Annotated in this window: 16 protein-coding genes; 3 read left to right on the top strand and 13 right to left on the bottom strand. The window is 56.5% G+C overall.

Annotated elements, in window-relative coordinates; all coding sequences use genetic code 11:
• Positions 1-327 precede the first annotated feature (327 nt).
• Complete coding sequence (locus tag ACTRW9_RS00960; protein ID WP_442427960.1) at positions 328-957, top strand: TIGR00730 family Rossman fold protein; 630 nt, start codon at positions 328-330, stop codon at positions 955-957.
• Position 958: 1 nt separating this feature from the next.
• On the opposite strand, the gene ACTRW9_RS00955 is transcribed toward ACTRW9_RS00960, so the two are convergent.
• From ACTRW9_RS00955 to ACTRW9_RS00910, 10 genes are all read right to left on the bottom strand, one after another.
• Positions 959-1,573, bottom strand: coding sequence for a NifU family protein (locus tag ACTRW9_RS00955; RefSeq protein WP_005008655.1), 615 nt, complete (start codon positions 1,571-1,573; stop codon positions 959-961).
• An 81-nt stretch (positions 1,574-1,654) separates the two neighbouring features.
• On the bottom strand, positions 1,655-2,185 hold the full coding sequence (locus tag ACTRW9_RS00950) for a macro domain-containing protein (RefSeq protein WP_442427959.1): 531 nt from the start codon (positions 2,183-2,185) through the stop codon (positions 1,655-1,657).
• A 30-nt stretch (positions 2,186-2,215) separates the two neighbouring features.
• On the bottom strand, positions 2,216-2,638 hold the full coding sequence (dut, locus tag ACTRW9_RS00945) for a dUTP diphosphatase (RefSeq protein ID WP_442426522.1): 423 nt from the start codon (positions 2,636-2,638) through the stop codon (positions 2,216-2,218).
• Between the two features lie 786 nt (positions 2,639-3,424).
• Complete coding sequence (locus tag ACTRW9_RS00940) at positions 3,425-5,203, bottom strand: DUF4340 domain-containing protein (protein WP_442427958.1); 1,779 nt, start codon at positions 5,201-5,203, stop codon at positions 3,425-3,427.
• Positions 5,200-6,741, bottom strand: a complete 1,542-nt coding sequence (locus ACTRW9_RS00935; RefSeq protein ID WP_442427957.1) for a GldG family protein — start codon at positions 6,739-6,741, stop codon at positions 5,200-5,202. The genes ACTRW9_RS00940 and ACTRW9_RS00935 overlap by 4 nt, the downstream gene beginning before the upstream one ends.
• A 4-nt stretch (positions 6,742-6,745) precedes the next feature.
• Complete coding sequence (locus ACTRW9_RS00930; protein ID WP_442426519.1) at positions 6,746-7,513, bottom strand: ABC transporter permease; 768 nt, start codon at positions 7,511-7,513, stop codon at positions 6,746-6,748.
• The gene (locus ACTRW9_RS00925) at positions 7,510-8,448 is read right to left on the bottom strand and encodes an ABC transporter ATP-binding protein (protein WP_442427956.1); all 939 of its coding nucleotides are present in this window, start codon (positions 8,446-8,448) and stop codon (positions 7,510-7,512) included. Before ACTRW9_RS00925 ends, ACTRW9_RS00930 begins: the two co-directional genes overlap by 4 nt.
• A 290-nt stretch (positions 8,449-8,738) precedes the next feature.
• Positions 8,739-9,590, bottom strand: coding sequence for a flagellin N-terminal helical domain-containing protein (locus ACTRW9_RS00920; protein ID WP_442427955.1), 852 nt, complete (start codon positions 9,588-9,590; stop codon positions 8,739-8,741).
• Between the two features lie 144 nt (positions 9,591-9,734).
• Positions 9,735-10,601: a flagellin N-terminal helical domain-containing protein gene (locus ACTRW9_RS00915; RefSeq protein WP_442427954.1), complete on the bottom strand. Its 867-nt coding sequence runs from the start codon at positions 10,599-10,601 to the stop codon at positions 9,735-9,737.
• Positions 10,602-10,943: 342 nt separating this feature from the next.
• The gene (locus ACTRW9_RS00910) at positions 10,944-11,651 is read right to left on the bottom strand and encodes a cytidylyltransferase domain-containing protein (protein ID WP_442427953.1); all 708 of its coding nucleotides are present in this window, start codon (positions 11,649-11,651) and stop codon (positions 10,944-10,946) included.
• A gap of 80 nt (positions 11,652-11,731) precedes the next feature.
• Between ACTRW9_RS00910 and ACTRW9_RS00905 the strand changes: the two genes are divergently transcribed.
• Together ACTRW9_RS00905 and ACTRW9_RS00900 are read left to right on the top strand one after the other, a co-directional pair.
• The gene (locus tag ACTRW9_RS00905) at positions 11,732-12,664 is read left to right on the top strand and encodes a S66 peptidase family protein (RefSeq protein ID WP_442426514.1); all 933 of its coding nucleotides are present in this window, start codon (positions 11,732-11,734) and stop codon (positions 12,662-12,664) included.
• 479 nt (positions 12,665-13,143) lie between these two features.
• Positions 13,144-13,605 (top strand): DUF3592 domain-containing protein, encoded by a 462-nt coding sequence (locus tag ACTRW9_RS00900; RefSeq protein ID WP_442427952.1) that lies wholly within the window; start codon positions 13,144-13,146, stop codon positions 13,603-13,605.
• Here ACTRW9_RS00900 and ACTRW9_RS00895 read toward each other — a convergent pair whose 3' ends face one another.
• From ACTRW9_RS00895 to hisA, 3 genes are all read right to left on the bottom strand, one after another.
• Positions 13,606-14,631 (bottom strand): DUF481 domain-containing protein, encoded by a 1,026-nt coding sequence (locus ACTRW9_RS00895; RefSeq protein ID WP_442427951.1) that lies wholly within the window; start codon positions 14,629-14,631, stop codon positions 13,606-13,608.
• 161 nt (positions 14,632-14,792) lie between these two features.
• The gene (gene hisF, locus ACTRW9_RS00890) at positions 14,793-15,629 is read right to left on the bottom strand and encodes an imidazole glycerol phosphate synthase subunit HisF (protein WP_442426510.1); all 837 of its coding nucleotides are present in this window, start codon (positions 15,627-15,629) and stop codon (positions 14,793-14,795) included.
• A complete protein-coding gene (hisA, locus tag ACTRW9_RS00885; protein WP_442427950.1) occupies positions 15,619-16,353 on the bottom strand; it encodes a 1-(5-phosphoribosyl)-5-[(5-phosphoribosylamino)methylideneamino]imidazole-4-carboxamide isomerase in 735 nt (244 codons plus the stop codon). The genes hisF and hisA overlap by 11 nt, the downstream gene beginning before the upstream one ends.
• Positions 16,354-16,355: the final 2 nt, after the last annotated feature.

Genomic DNA, 16,355 nt, shown 5'->3' with positions numbered 1-16,355 from the left:
CCGTATCTTTGGAAAGCGCCGCAATGTTTATTCGAGGTTTTTCCCAAACAGGTACATGAACGCGATCGCAGCCAGAATCGCCACGCCGGCGATCAGAAACCTTCCGCTCTCACCGATTTCAATCCATTCCATGGTCCACTCCTCCTTGGAGGGGGTTTGGGTTGGGCCCCTTGGCTCCAACCAGGTAATTACCTTTATGCGATTAAATATGGGCAGGAGGCTAAAATCTGTCAAGACACCTAAATCCTTGATAATCAAGGGTAATGATTTTTATTTTGTTGGCCTGCCGAAAGGCGGGCTGCTTTCCCACTCAGAAGGCCCGAGTGCATGGCCCACGGAGCGGCATGGGGCAGGTACCTGGAAAGGCGGTTTGCCACGATGAACGCGATCCGGTCGATTTGTGTGTTCTGCGCATCGAGCACCCGCGTGGATCCGGTTTACCTGGACGCGGCGGACGACCTGGGCCGGCGTATGGGACATGCCGGGGTGGAGTTGATCTACGGGGGTGCGTCCATCGGTCTCATGGGTGCGGTCGCGCGCGGCGTTCACAAGGAAGGCGGCAAGGTAGTGGGTGTTCTCCCGAAGTTCTTCATGAAAAAAGGAATCAAGTACGACGAGGCGGACGAGTTGATCGTCACCCGCGACATGCGTGAACGCAAAGCGACGATGGACGAACGGGCCGATGCGTTTGTGGTGCTGCCGGGGGGTGTGGGCACCCTGGAGGAGGCCATGGAAATTTTTTCCATGGTGCAGTTGGGGCTCACCCACAAGCCGCTGGTGTTCATCAATACCGGCGGGTTTTACGATGGCTTATTCGATCATTTCCAAAAAATGGTGGAGTTGAACTTCGCCAAGAAGGAGACGATGGAGATGCTTGAACTGGTTCAAACACCGGAACAGGCGATGTCGTATCTGGAGTCGTTTTCGCCGCCGGAATTGCCCAGCAAGTGGTTTTGAATCAGACGAGGGAGGCGTTGTCGGCTTCCACCTTGAGGTCCTGGCTCAGCGTGTTCTGCAGAAAGTTCTCGATGTACTGAAGCGTGCCGGTGGTGGAACTGGGGCAACTGCCGCATGCGCCCTGGTAGTGCACATGGACCACCTTGCCTTTGACGTCCAGCAGGGTGATGCCACCGCCATCGTTCGCCAGGGCGGGGCGGATCGCGTGGTCGAGCAAGGCGTCGATGACTTCCTTTTTTTTCTTGTCGGGCAGGTTCGGAAAATCCTCGACTTCCACTTCTTCCAAAATGTTTTTGGCGGCGGATTCGGGTTTCTGATCCTCGTCGCTGGTCTCATAGAAGGTCATGTTCTTTTCCAGCGTGTTCTGCACCGGTTCCATCAGGGTGGTCCACCCCACCACAGGGGATTTGGTGATGGTGACGAAGTTTTCCTTGATGAACACGTTTTCCACACCGTAGATGTTGAACAACGCTTCGGCCAGGGCGTCACCCCGCGCACTGTCGGGTGAGCTGAAGGTGCGTGTGCCCCGGGCGATGACGTCGCCGCTCATGATGAACTGCGCCGCCTCCGGATTGGGTGTGTGGTGAAAGGTCATGACTTTGAATCCAGATTTCATGGCCGGTCTCCCCAGTGAAAGAAAAGGTGTGAGGATCAAATCGCCCCATTATACGGGGAAATCATGAACTTTCCTAAAAAATCAGCCCTCTGTCATCGAAGAAAGTTGTTTTTCAAAGATTTCAAGGCTCTTGGCGTCAAACAGCACAAACCGCACCCGGTGCAAACCGGTTTTGCCGGACAGGTAGCCTTCCACGGCGGAAAGCATTATTCTGGCACAATCCTCGATGGGAAAGCCGAACACACCGGTGCTGATGGCGGGAAAAGAGATCGAGGTGAGCAGGTGGTCATCCGCCAGACGTAAACTGCTCAACGTGGCGTTGCGCAGTTTCTCGTCTTCCTCCCCCTCGCCGTATCGGGGGCCGACGGCATGGATCACATAGTCGGCCTTCAGGTTGCCGCCGGAGGTGATGACCGCCTCTCCCACCGGGCAATGGCCGATGAGTTTGCACTCCTCGTGAATGAGCGGACCCCCTTTGGTCCGGATGGCTCCGGCCACGCCCGCACCGAGAGTCAGGCTGGAGTTGGCGGCATTGACGATGGCGTCGGTTTCGCTTTCGGTGATGTCGCCTTTTTGCAGTTCGATTTCAGATTGATTGATCTTGAGCTTCATACCAACCAAACAGAAAATCAGGGTCGGAAATCAGCCGCTGGAACCAAAACCGTTGGCCCCACGGGCCGTCTCATCCAATTCTTCAACCGGGACAAAATCCACCCGTTCCACCTTTTGTACCAGAAGTTGAGCGATGCGGTCGCCTTTTTTTACGGCCACATCCTCGTCGGAATGATTGAACAGGAGGACCCGAACCTCGCCGCGGTACTGGGAGTCGATGACCCCGGCGCCGCAGTCGATTCCTTTTTTGACAGCCAGCCCGCTCCGGGGCCAGATCAATCCGGCGTGCCCGGCGGGCAGGGCAATGCGAATGCCGGTGCCTATCAGCTTCCGGCTGCGCGCGGGAATGACATCATCCGCCGCCGCGAACAAATCCGCCCCGGCGTCTCCCGGGTGGGTGTAAACGGGCAAAGGCTCGCCTTGAACCCGGCATGTGGCCGCCAAGTCTGTCATCGTGTCCTCCCTGGAGCGAATATGAAAACCCCACCGGCACGGCAACCCGAAGTCAGCATAACAGAGGTGTTTTGTCTGTCCTTGGCAAAACCCGCAAATCCGAATTGGAACCCAAATCAGGGCCAACGTGCCGGTGGGGTGAAAAAGCGAGGTGGTGGCGGGTTACTTTTGGATTCTGAATCCCGAAGGACCCGAATCCCAAAAAACGATTCCAATCGACGCCGTTTGGATAGGGCTTCGTAACCGAATGAATACTCATGAGATTCCGGCCGGCGCTCAATACATTTGAGGAAGTGGGAAGGGCCTTTTCGCGAATTCCGGGCAAGCCGGAATCCACTGGATAATTGGAAAACGCCTTTAAAGTAACCCGCCTATCAGGGCAGGGAATTGGGTGACTCGCGTCTTGGTCTTTAAAACTGTGTTTTTTCATACCGAACCGTGGTTCCGGTTTGTCTTGATGCAACCCAGTTTCCGCGTGTACAACATCCTTTATCTTGTATTGGTTCCGGAGGATACCACTATATATTGTAGGCAGTCAAGAGATTTATCTGGAAAGTAAGGGTCTATTTTATAACTCATTGTATTTCATATGGTTAGTGCTCATTAAATTTCTGGATACAGTATCTTTGAGAGTTTTTACCACCAGATATTGGGTCCAAAATTAGACAATTTTCCATATAAAGTGGTTGGTGCGGTGGATTGGGAAGAAGGATATAGCCAGCCGGTAAGGGCATGGGGTCAGGCCGAAACCGTTTAAAAGGCTTCCCTGGTTCGAGGGGGGTTGGGTCAGGGTGTTTTGCCCCGGAAGCGATCCATGTTTCCCGGGATCTCCTCCAGAAACCGGCTTTTGATGGTGTACCAGCCGGGGGTCCCCTCCACCCGTGCGTAACGCCTGTTTTCCCCGGTTAGCGGGGCGCCGATGGTCAGACGGGCCAGCGGTTTTTCTTCGGCGGATTCCACTGTGACCCGGAGAGAAGGGGATTCCCATCCCATTTTACTACTTGCCTTCTCAGGCGTATTTGTGGATTCGTATTCGAGGTTGTTGAGAGTCCACACAATCCCCCGGCCAATGTGATTGGGAACGGACTCGGTTTTCTCCGGCTGGGTGAGGGACCACTTCTCACCGTTTCGGACCAGTTCAAACGTCCGGTCCGGATACTCGAGGACGATGCGCCCGACCTTTTCGGCATCGATGGAAAACAGTTTGCGGTCGCGCAGGTCGTGCAGGCTGCGGAAAATTTTTCCCACATCCTCCGCATTCAAAGCGAACACGGCGTTGTCAGAAGTTCGTTGAGCAAAATAGAGATTCTTTTGCATGTTTGAGTTGCCGAGGCGGATCGAAACGGTTTGCCCGCCCTCCGCCTGCACCGTCAGGACCTGCGCCGGATTTTTCAGGCCGAACAGGTCGAGGCGGTTGGCCTCGACAAACTCCTTCACCCGCACGTCTTTCAGGTCGAACAGAAGGCTGTTGATGGCGGCGGGGTTCACCGCTTCATTTTCCGGTTGAATCAACACCCATGCGCTTCCCCCTCCGTCCTTTTTTCCATCCTGACGTTGCAGGATGACCGTTTCTCCATTGTTCTTCAGGGTGATGGAGGCGATTTCCTTTTCCTCGAAGGTCAGCAGTTTTTTATCGAGGAAGGTGACCGCATTGCGTGAAAGGGTGGTGACCAGGGGCTGGCCGAGGGTGAACACGTTACCGGTTTCACTCAACTGTGCGTAGTGCTGGCCTTTTTTATGTTCGTTGCCCACGCGCAGGGTGAGAGTCCGTTCTTCTTCCCCCCCCAGCAGCACGGTGAACACGATGCGTGGCGATTCCAGGCCGTAAATGTCTAGTGCGTCCGGCTCCTCGTCGATGAACTCCACGGCGTCCGCCGACTGCACGGAACTCAGGAAATTCAGGACTTCGTCGGAGTCCGCGAGCCCGTTGACCTTTCCCGAAAGCCGCCAAACATCATTTTCTTTCGTGACCGTTTGCGTTTCCTGCTGGTAGTGCAGGGTGTAGCCCTGTACGTCTGCGGTCTGGAACTCGAACAGGCTGCGGTCACGCAGGTCGTTGGCGGACTTGTCGATGACGCGGGCATCCAGTCCGGACAGGTACACCGTGCTGGTTCCTCCCACTTTCACATAGTGCGCATGCCCGATGGGGCTGGCGTGGCCAAGTTGAAGGGATAATTTCTCTCCGCTTTTCAAAAGAACCGTGGCGACGAGAGGGGGGGTGTCCAGCCCAAAGGGTGCGAGGTTGGTGGGGTTGTCCTCGACGATGCGGCTGTGCCGTGCGGTTTCCAGCTCGTAGAGCAGTTGGTCGATGGCGCTCCGACTGGCTTTGGCCTGGACCGGTTCTTCAATCTGCCAGGCGTTTTGGTCCAGGCGCCGGATCCGGGTGACGGCATCACCGCGTTGCAGGGTCAGTTTTTCGACGTCGCTTTCCTCGAACAGCAGGAGTTTTTCGCTGCGGGCCTTTTCTTCCTGCTCCTTTTTACCGGAAGGCAGTTCGACCAGTCCGACGTAAGCCGCGAGGGCGGCGAAGACGGCGACCCAGATGAGTGTGCCACGGAACTTCATAGCGAACGACGTTTCCACCAGATGCGAACCCCCAGCACCGCGGTCAGCATAGGCAGAACCACCATTCCCGTTACCAGCACGAGGTTCCGTTGCGGACGGGTGAGGGTCAGGGGACTGTACTTTCTTTCATGAGGCCGGATGGAGATGAGTTCCTCTTCCTCCATCAGCCACGATGCCGTATTCAGGAAAAAGTCGCTGTTTCCGTAAGTGGAGAACGTGGTGTTGGCGACAAAATCCGAATCGCCCACCACCACCAGTCTGGATTCCCTGGAGGAGTCCTTTTCCGGCGGGGTGGAATCGGATTCGCTTTCCATGGCGGATAGCACCGGTTGGGTCACCACCATGGCTACCGGAACATTGCCTTTCAGGTCTTCACCGGGATCGTATTCCACGTTCCCGCCTTCATATTTCACCTCGCTCCAGCTGTTGTCGGAGGCGAAAGCGAGTTGCGTCACCGTCAATCCCTCGGTTTCGATGGGAGAGATGGACCGCACCAGGGGAAAGATGACCGGCATGGTGAAGTCCTGTGTGATGGCGTGCTTGACGAAGCGTTTTACGATGGGGATGGCGAGGTTCAGCGAATTTGGATCGACCACGATATCGTCTTTCAATGCAATGCCCCATCGGCCCAGGAAATCCTTGAGGCCCGCATCGTATTGGGGATCGAGCAAAAGAAACACCGATCCGCCCCGTTTGAGGTACGCATCCAGAGCCTGCAATTCTTTTTCCTGAAGTTTCTTTTTAGGGCCGGGAAGGACCACGAGGTCGGCGTCCCCCGGAATGGATCCGGTTTGAAGCAGGAACAGACTCGCCACCTTGAAATTGTTTTTCTCCAGCCCTTCGCGCACTTTGGAGAAGCCTGCTTTATCCTGGTCCTCAATGTCTTTCTCGCCGTGGCCGCCGATGAAATAAACTTTTTTCTGCCCGTCGCGGGTGACACTCAGGATGCCGTTCAGCAAACTCTCTTCAGTGACGTTTTCGATTTTATCCTGTTGCGGTCCGCTTTGCAGAACCACCGTGCGGTCGGTCTTCAAGCCATATTGGTTGGAAAGCGTCGGGCTTTGGATGGGGTCGATGTATTCGATTTCGATTTGATCCGAAAATTGTTGGAATCCGTCCATGAGTTGCACGAATTCTTTCTTTCCGGGATCGTCCACCTGGTAGAAGGCCATGATCTTGACGGGACGGTTGAGGCCGGACAAAACTTTTTCGGTTTGCGGGGCCAGCGTGTAGTATCCCGTCTCCGTCAAGTCCACCCGTGCCTTGTGTCGGTGTGCGAGGATGTTGAGGAAAATGAGGATTCCGGTGAACACCAGGATCAACACCGCCGCGTTCATGCCGTACATGGCCTGCCGCGTGTTCATGGCCCGCCGGATGTTTTTTCGGTCCAGGATGGCGAAGGTGGCGAGATTGAGCGCCGACAGGATGAAAAACGTCATCGGCCATACGGGAAACTGCGGGATCACGATGTAGAGAAGAAGTGCGAGGAACCCGAAAGTAATTCCGATCCATACCAGATATGGCGTCGTTCGTTTCATAATTTCAGCTCCACCTCCGCGATTCCACAACCCGGTACGTCAGGAACAGGCCGAACGCGATGAACGACAGGTAATAGGCCACGTCGCTGGAATCGATAACACCCTGCAGAAACGACTCCATGTGGCTGACCAGCGAAATGTAGTTGAGCAGTTCCCCCAGTTCCGGGCCCGCCGACTGCGCCGCCCAGCCGATGATCCACATGAACAGGATGAAACCGAAGCTGATCACCGCGGCGATGATCTGGTTGTCGGTCAGCGATGAAGCGAAAATGCCGAGCGATATGTAACACGCCGCCATCAAAAGGATGCCCAGGTAGCCGGATAGGATCGGGCCGATCTCCGGTGAGCCCAGAAACAAAATGAAGATCACCGAGTAGGAGGACAGCAGCAACATCACCGCCACGACGCACAGGCATCCCAGGAATTTGCCCGCGATGATCTCGCGCATGTGAACGGGAGAGGACAACAGAAGGGGAAAGGTTTTATTCTTTTTTTCCTCGGCAAAAGCGCGCATGGTGATGAGTGGAATGATGAAAAGCAGAATCACCGACATGTTGGCCAGCGACGGCTCGATGACGAACTGGTTGACGTTGAGGATCTGGCCCATCTGCTGGAATTGCGGTGCCTGGAAACTCTGGGCCCCGAACAGGGCAAGGAGGCTGTAAAACATCCAGCTGTACAACGCGAGGAACACCGTGGTCACCACATAGAATATGGGTGACTGGAAAAAAGCGTTCAGTTCCCGTTTAGCGATCCACAGCGATTGCTTCATGATGCTGTATCCAGTTTTTCTTCCGTGGTCAGTTTCAGGAAAATGTCTTCCAGCGTCATCGACACCGGTTTCAATTCTTCAAGCCCCCATCCCTGTTCCAGCACCATCCGCGCCACGTCATCCTGCGCCGGTTCGTCCGATGCGCTGTCGATGAAATACCGGTTGGCTCCGTCGGGGTGCACGGCGGAGACCTTGTCCAGAGCTTCCAGTTTGGAAGGAATTCCGCTGTCGACCTTCCGCACCCTCAACTCCAGCCGGTTGCTGTGGCGGAGCGACGCGTTCAGGCCATCGAGGGTGTCCATCGCTGCAATGCGGCCTTCGTGGATGATGATGACGCGCTGGCAGATCTGCGTCACCTCCGGAAGGATGTGCGAGCTCAAAAGGATCGTGTGGGACTTGCCCAGTTCCTGAATGAGCTTGCGGATTTCGATGATCTGAATGGGATCGAGCCCGATGGTCGGTTCGTCGAGGATGAGGATTTCCGGGTCGTGGATCATCGCCTGTGCCAGGCCGATGCGTTGCTGGTAGCCTTTTGACAGGCGGCCGATGATGCGGTCCTTAACGTCCCGAATATGGCATTGGCCCAGAACCCGGTCCACCGCGGAGGCGATCTGTTTTTTCGCAACGCCGCGCAGGCCGGCGGCGAACGCGAGGTATTTCGACACCACCATGTCCTGGTACAGGGGAGGCGTTTCTGGCAGATAACCGATGCGTTTGCGGATTTCGTAGGACTGCTCGAAGATGTCAAAACCGCACACCCGCGCCGTGCCGCTGGAGGCGGGAAGAATACAGCAGAGAATATTCATCGTGGTGGTTTTGCCGGCGCCGTTGGGTCCCAGAAAACCGACCACTTCTCCCTGGTTGACTTGAAATGTGAGGCCGTGAATGGCTGACCGGGGACCGTACGATTTGGCCAGATTTTCAACCTCTATCATGAAATCCTCGGATACGTACCAACAGGTGGGATGGTTTGCGTAAAGAAATTAAATTTTATTTTCCAATAACTTCCCTCCGCAGGGGTCACTCAAAAAAATTATCACAGGGTCCCACAGGAATCCATTAAAAATTTTTAATCTTCAGGAAGGGAACAACAACAGGCAGGAATGATGACGGAAGGGGGAGACAAGGAAGGGGAGAAGGGATTTTCTGGGTAAAAAAAATGCTCCCGTAAAGCGGGAGCATGAAACAAAGTGGCCCCGCAAAAGCGGGGCCGTATTTTAAGGAATTACTGGAGCAACTGCAGGATCGACTGGGGAATGAGATTGGCCTGGCCGACCATTGCCGTGGATGCCTGTACCAGGATCTGGTTTCGCGTCAGGTTGGCGATTTCCTGCGCGATGTCCGCGTCGCGGATCTGCGACTCGGCGGCCTGCACGTTCTCGATGGAGATGGACAGGTTGTTGATGGTCCGCACCAGCCGGTTCTGCACTGCGCCGACTTTGCCGCGTGCCGTGGATACAGTTTCAATTGCGGTGGTGATCGCTTCCAGCACAGTCAGGGCCTCCGCTGCGGCGGTGATGCTCAGGCCGTCCAGTCCCAGCACGCTGGTGTTCATGGCGGTGAGATCGACTTCCTCATTCAAGTTGAAGCGGCTGTCCGATGTGGAATCGATGCCGATCTGGATAACGATCGGGCTTGCCGCTCCGGAAGCCATGGAGCCGTCGAGAAGCTTCTGTCCGTTGAAGTTGGTGGCGCTGGAGATGCGGGTGATTTCGGAGCGCAGCTGGTCGAACTCGATCTGCAGGGTGGCGCGCTCGCTGTCACCCAGGGTGCCTGTTGCCGCCTGCGCCGCCAGTTCCTTGATGCGGATCAGCATGTCCGCGGTTTCACCCAGTCCCGCCTCGGCGACGTTGATCATGGAAACGCCGTCGTTGGCGTTGCGCAGTGCCTGGGTCAGCGCGCGGATGTCACCGCGCAGTTTTTCCGAGAGGGCGAGTCCTGCCGGATCGTCGGCGCCGCGGTTGATGCGCAGGCCCGAGGAGATCCGCTCGATGGACTGCGCCAGCCGGCTGTTATTGACTCCCAGCAGACGCTGTGCCGTCATGGACGGAATGTTGTTGAATATTCGAATTGCCATTTCGATCCTCCTTGACCGAGGGGAGCCTTTCCGTTGCATCCGTGCAACTTCGAGTGAATGGCTCCGTTATGGTTTTATTCGCCAATCGTTCCAGCGAATCATTGATGATTTTAATCCCTTAATAGGGAGAATCTTTCGCTGCGGTTACTGGAGCAGCTGCAGGACCGACTGCGGAATCAGGTTTGCCTGACCGACCATTGCCGTGGAGGCCTCTACCAAAATCTGGTTTCGCGTCAGGTTGGCGATTTCCTGTGCGATGTCCGCGTCGCGAATCTGAGACTCGGCGGCCTGCACGTTCTCGATGGTGACGGACAGGTTGTTGATGGTCCGCACCAGCCGGTTCTGCACCGCTCCGATCTTGCCGCGCGCCGTAGATACGGTTTCGATCGCGGTGGTGATCGCCTCCAGCGTGGTCAAAGCATTGGCCACCGACGTGATGGACAAAGCCGTTCCTGAAAGAGCGCTGATTCCCAGGGTCGAGGTGTTGATGGCGTCCAGGTCCACTTCGGCGTTCAAATCGAAACGGCTGTCGGATGAGGAGTCGATGCCGATCTGAATGACAATGGGATTGGCGCCGCCCGCACTCATCGAACCGTCGAGCAGTTTTTGCCCGTTGAAGTTGGTGGCGCTTGAGATGCGGTTGATCTCGGAGCGGAGCTGGTCGAACTCGATTTGCAGGGTGGCGCGCTCGCTGTCGCCCAGGGTGCCCGTGGCCGCCTGTGCCGCCAGTTCCTTGATGCGGATCAGCATGTCCGCGGTTTCACCCAGTCCGGCCTCGGCGACGTTGATCATGGAAACGCCATCGTTGGCATTGCGCAGTGCCTGGGTGAGGGCGCGGATGTCACCGCGCAGTTTTTCCGAGAGGGCGAGTCCCGCCGGGTCGTCGGCGCCGCGGTTGATGCGCAGGCCCGAGGAGATCCGCTCGATGGACTGCGTCAGCCGGCTGTTGTTGACTCCCAGCAGACGCTGTGCCGTCAGGGACGGAATGTTGTTGAAAATCCGAATTGCCATTGTTCAATCCTCCTTGACCGTTTGTCTTCCCGGGACCGGCTTCCGTGCCAACCCGTTATTTGTTGCGGTGTCATTCCCATAAATGGAATGGGATCTGTTCTGGATATGAGGTTCAGTCGAACCTTCATCCGTGCTCACTGAATCTATCGGGATATTCCGACATTACTTTATAAACAAAATGTATTTTTGGCCGGAATTCACGCAGGGCACGGTTTGACGGCGATTTTGGTTGGGGAGGAAAATAAAGGCAGGAGGGAGATCTTGAATGGGTAACAACATGCCCTATACAACTTAACGGCAGACCATCTTGAAAACTTGAATGACTCTTTGCGAAATTGTGACTCAGGTCAGGTTGTACCCGGCGATGCCCGGGTTCTGGCTGAGGAAATAGATGACCTCGTCCAGCGCCACGATACCGGAGTCGTTCAAGTATTTTCCGTACAACATACCCAGCAGTTCATGGTCTTTTGGCGTTTCAACCACCAGTCGAACGTTGACGTTGCGCAGGTACCAGGGGGCACGGGTGGTGGCGGCCTGCAGTCCGTGGGCGGGATCCTCCAAAGCGGCCATTAGAGACGCGGGGTCGGCGATGGACCTGTTTGTTTCCGATAACGTGCGACACACCTCCAGCCGGATCACCGGGGCGGTGGTGCCGGGAGGAACGTAATCGGAAGTGGTGGTATAATCGGCCCGGGATTTCTGGTGCTCTTTTAAGAGGGCATCGAGGAGTTCGGCATCGAACAATGGCAGGTTGGCGCCGACGGGAACAACCTGATCCGCACCCAGTTCTTCCGCCGCCTGGATCCAGGAACGGGGTGAGGATGGAGATGCGGTCATGGTGAACCCCACTCCCATAGCTTCCGCCACCTGTGCCAAACGTTCGGTGGGCGCGTCTTCATCAGCTAACAGGACGATGCGGTCGACGCGACTGGAATTTCTCAGGCGTTGAAGCACATGCTGAACCATGGGTATTCCCTCCAGCGGATTGAGGGCATGGCCGGGATCGGTCTCCGGTCTGTTGGGGGCGTAAACGATAGCGGCAGGGGTCATGTTCCTGTTCTCGAAATAAAGGTTCCTTAATTAAGGCGCAACCGTACTTTAATTCCCGTAACGCTCATCCGGAGTCCTGAATGGCCAAATCCCGATTGACGCGCCCGAAGAAACTGAAGCAGGGGGATGCCGTCGGCATCGTTGCTCCGGCGGGTCCGGTGGACCCCGAACAACTGGAAAAGGGATTGCGCGTGATCCGGGGCATGGGATTTCAACCGGTCCTGGGTGAAAACATTGCCGCCCGCAACGGGTTCCTTGCCGGGAATGATGCGGACCGCGCGCAGGACCTGATGGCGATGTTCGAGAACCCCGAGATAAAAGGCATATTCTGTGCGCGGGGAGGGTACGGGGTCAACCGCATTTTGCCGTTGCTCAAGCCAAAGGTTATCCAGGCGAACCCGAAAGTGGTGGTGGGGTCCAGCGACATCACGCTGTTGCTGTTGTATCTCCTGCAAAAATGCTCGCTGATCGGGTTTCATGGTCCGATGGTGTCCGGGAGTTTTGGGTGCCGGCCGATGACCCTGTCCAAAACGCAGTTCCGCAAAACGCTCACCGCCACTCCCGGTGCCGGAAAACTGGCCGCACCGCACGCGCGGGTCCTTCGGCCGGGCAAGGCACGGGGACGCCTCACCGGCGGGTGCCTCACTCTCCTGTGCCGGTCTCTCCGCACTCCGTATGAAATCCAGACCGACGGCCACCTGCTGGTCATCGAGGATGTCAACGAACCCGCCTACCGGATTGACGGCATGCTGTGGCAATTGAAAACCGCGGGGAAGTTCAAAAACATCAAGGGCCTGGTTGTGGGGGAGATGGTCCAGTGCAGTAACGGGGCCCACGGAGGGGCCAGGCTGGACGACGTGTTTCTGGACGCCCTGAGCGACACCTCGTTTCCCATTCTTGCTAACTGTCCCGTGGGCCATGGAAACGAAATGTGGACCCTGCCCTGGGGTGTGGAGGCTGCAATGACTGCCGAATCACGCCTGCTGGAAATCAAGGGAACCCCATTGAGCTGACCGGTGCTCACCGGAAACCACAATCCTTCCCGTTTTCTCTCACCGAAACCCTGCGATGCCCTTATTTTTCCCTGGTTCAGATTTTTTTCAAAAATTAGATAATCCGAACTTGACGAATTCATGCCCAGCCTTTCAAATAAAAAAAGATAAGCCGATTACAGGGGGGGGCAATCCATGGCGGTGGAATGCATTCATTGCGGAAATTTCGTGGAGGAGGGGGCGGGGGTCTGTGCCGTGTGTGGCGGTGCGCTTTCAGGACGCAGGAGGACCCCGTCATTTGAGGATTCCGGGTCCCTTATGAAGTGGAGCTGGAATAATCTTCGACACAACTGGCAGGAATGGTTTGCTTTCCACCCTGCAGAGGCGTTGATCTTCAAGGCTCTCCTCGCTCTTCTTGGGGTCATGTTTGCGGTTACCGTGTACCTTTCAATTTCAGGTTGAGAACCGCAACACTTTTTCTTTAAGGACGTCCATCGATAATGGTTGTGAACTGGATGGGTCTGATCTTCGCGGTGGCCGGACTGGGCGCCGTGGCGTACGCCTGGCGAATCCGGAATAAAGCCGAGGCCGCCCGTTTCTGGCCCGTGGCAACGGGTAAGGTCCAGCGTTCCTCCATCAAGCTGAAGAGTGGAGGGGGCTACCAGTCTCCCAACAGCACCTACCGCGCCGACGTGCGTTACCGTTACCGCGTCGGCGGTCGTTCCTACTCGAACAACAAGATCCTCATCGGCGGGCAGTTGCAAATGGGGTTTCGAAACCGTGCCGAAGAACACTGCCGCCGCTATCCTGCAGGTAGCGAAGTGGAAGTTTTGTACAACCCCGACAATCCGCAGGAAGCCTGCCTGGAAGCTCGTGAGGAAACCTCCGGCTTCCTGCAACTCATCGGTGGGGGTTTCGCCGTGTTTGGAGCCCTGCTCTACCTGGGCCTCTTGCCGTTCTGATCAACCCCCGAACTCGTATTGAAGGGAAAAGATGAAGGTCTGGTCGGTTTTCTTGATGCCGGGGGAGGGCTTCGAGTTCTGATCGAGGATGTGGGTCAGCTTGAACGACCAGCTTTCGGTGAACTTGGTGTTCAGCGAGGCCTCGTTGCGCAAACGGTATTCGGCGGGCTGGGCGATTTTCGGGTACACCAGCAGGAAGTTGGTGAACTTGAGGCTGTCATTGAACAGGTACATGAGGTTCGAGGCAATACGCGCCGTCGTGAACCGCTCGTCCTCACCCACTCTCAAGTCTTCAGAAAAATAGGTGACGCCCAGTTCGAACTCCAGGTTTTTGGTGTCGTTGTCCCAAAATTTGTAACCCACACCGCCACCGATGATGGCGCGCAGGTTGAGGTTCTTGAACTCGTCTTTCAGAAGTTCGGTGCTGATCAGCCCGTAAAATCGGTTCGTGAAAAAGTGATCGAACTTGAACGCGCCGAAGGTGTTTCTGCTGTTGATCTCGCCATCCTGTTCGACGTAGTTGTGGAAGGCGCGGAGGGACAGACGGTCCCGTTCCCATTTCCGTTCGGCTTCGGCGCCGGCGCTGATGCTGGTCACCTGCACGTTTCCGGATTGCAGGGACCCGCCGACAAACACATTGCCCGTCCACCTCCGCGGGGTTCTGTTGATGTATTTGATCTCGTCCCAGCGAAGGGACACCACTTCCTCCATGGGAATGAGTTCGATCCCCATGCTGCCATCTTCCCTTGTCACCAGCCGGCCCTTTAAAATCCCTCCCGTTTTCAGCTCGACGGTAACGACTTCCTCGGTGGTGATGGTCTGGATCTCCTCCACCGGAATCTTGATTTTCTTTGCATAATCGGTTGAGAAGGTCAGCTTGCCTTCCTTGAACGAATGGATGGTTCCCTTCAGCACATTGCCGTCGCCGAAATGCACTTCCCCTGCCCATGAAGTGGGGGGAACGCACACAAGGGTCAAAAGCGTGAAGAAAAAAAATAATTTGCGAACGGCTGTAGAAGAAACCATGGAAGCCGGGCACGGGTGAGAAGGTGGTTTTAAAATCCGCCCGAATGGGACAAGTCTCCATCCGGTTTTGAGCCTACCAAGATAGAAATGAAAGCGGTAAAAATCAACCCGGAATCACGATTTGGCGGGAAAAACAAACGTATCGTAACAGGGAAAAAACTTCAAATGCGGATGGCGATGCCACGTTGTTTGAGGTACCGCTTGCTTTCGGGAATGGTCAGTTCCTTGAAATGGAAGATGGAAGCGGCCAGAACCGCGTCCGCCTTACCCTCCACAATGCCAGCGTGAAGGTGTTCCAGCGTTCCTGCCCCTCCGGATGCGACGAGCGGAATGGTGATGGCCTCGGCCACGGTGCGGTTGAGCGGCAGGTCGTATCCCGCTTTCGTACCGTCACGATCCATGCTCGTCAACAGAATCTCGCCGGCTCCATAGGATTCCATCAGCCGCGCCCACAAAACGGCATTGATGCCCATCGGGTTGCGTCCTCCGTGCGTGTACACCTCCCACGCGGGTTCGGGCGCTTCCGGCATGACGAACAGGGTGGGGTGCTGGTTCTTCCATTCCACCGCAGGCGGGTTTGGCGGCTGGTTGCGGTTCACCTGCTTGGCGTCGATGGCGACGACGATGCACTGGCTTCCGAATTTCTCCGCCGCCTGCTTGACGAACTCCGGATTGTGCACGGCCGCCGTGTTGATGGCGACTTTGTCCGCGCCCGCTTTCAACAGGTTGCGGATGTCGTCCAGCGTGCGCACGCCGCCACCCACGGTGAGCGGCATGAATACGTTTTCCGCAGTGCGTTGCACGACGTCCAGAATGATGCCGCGCTTTTCGTGCGAGGCGGTGATGTCCAGAAACGTCAACTCATCCGCTCCTTCTTTTTCGTAAGCGGCGGCGATCTCAACGGGATCGCCTGCATCGCGCAGGTTGACGAACTGCACACCTTTCACCACGCGCCCGTCTTTGACGTCCAGGCAGGGAATGATGCGTTTAGCCAGCATGCGCCTGCACCTGCGAAAGCACGTCTCGGTAGTCGATGCTCTTGTCGTAAAGCGCCTTGCCGATGATCATGCCATCGACGCCGCAGTCCTTCAGTTGCACGAGGTTGAGGGCGTCCTCAACGCGGCTCACCCCGCCCGAAGCGATGACGGGAAGCGACGTCGCCTGCGCAAAGGCACGGATGCTTTCCAGGTTCGGACCCTGCATCATGCCGTCGCGGCTGATGTCTGTGAAGATGAACCCGGCGACGCCCATCGGTTCCATCTGCTTTGCCAGATCGGTGGCCTTCTGGTCGGATACCTCCACCCAGCCTTTCACGGCAACCATTCCGTCGCGGGCGTCGATGCCGACCATGATCTTTCCGGGAAAGCGTTTGCAGGCTTCGGCGACGAACTCCGGTTCCTGCTGTGCGATGGTGCCGAGGATCACGCGGTACACACCCGCGTTGACGTAAGCTTCGATGGTTTCCAGGTTCCGAATGCCGCCCCCGACCTGGATGTCCACGGTGCTGCTGTAGATGATGTTTTTGATGAGGTCCTGGTTCACCGGGCGTCCGTCGAATGCACCGTCCAGATCGACCACGTGGATCAACTGGGCGCCCTGTTCGTCCCAGTGGGCGGCCATGTCCGCAGGATCGTCGGAATACACGGTTTCCTGGTCCGCCTTGCCCTGGGTGAGGCGGACGCACCGACCCCCCTTGATGTCAACTGCCGGAATGACGCGCACGA

This window comes from Nitrospina sp. 32_T5, from assembly GCF_052156635.1.
Taxonomy (GTDB): Bacteria; Nitrospinota; Nitrospinia; order Nitrospinales; family Nitrospinaceae; genus Nitrospina.
The sequence above is the reverse complement of the archived record's forward strand: the minus strand, read 5'-3'. Positions and strand labels throughout refer to the sequence as shown.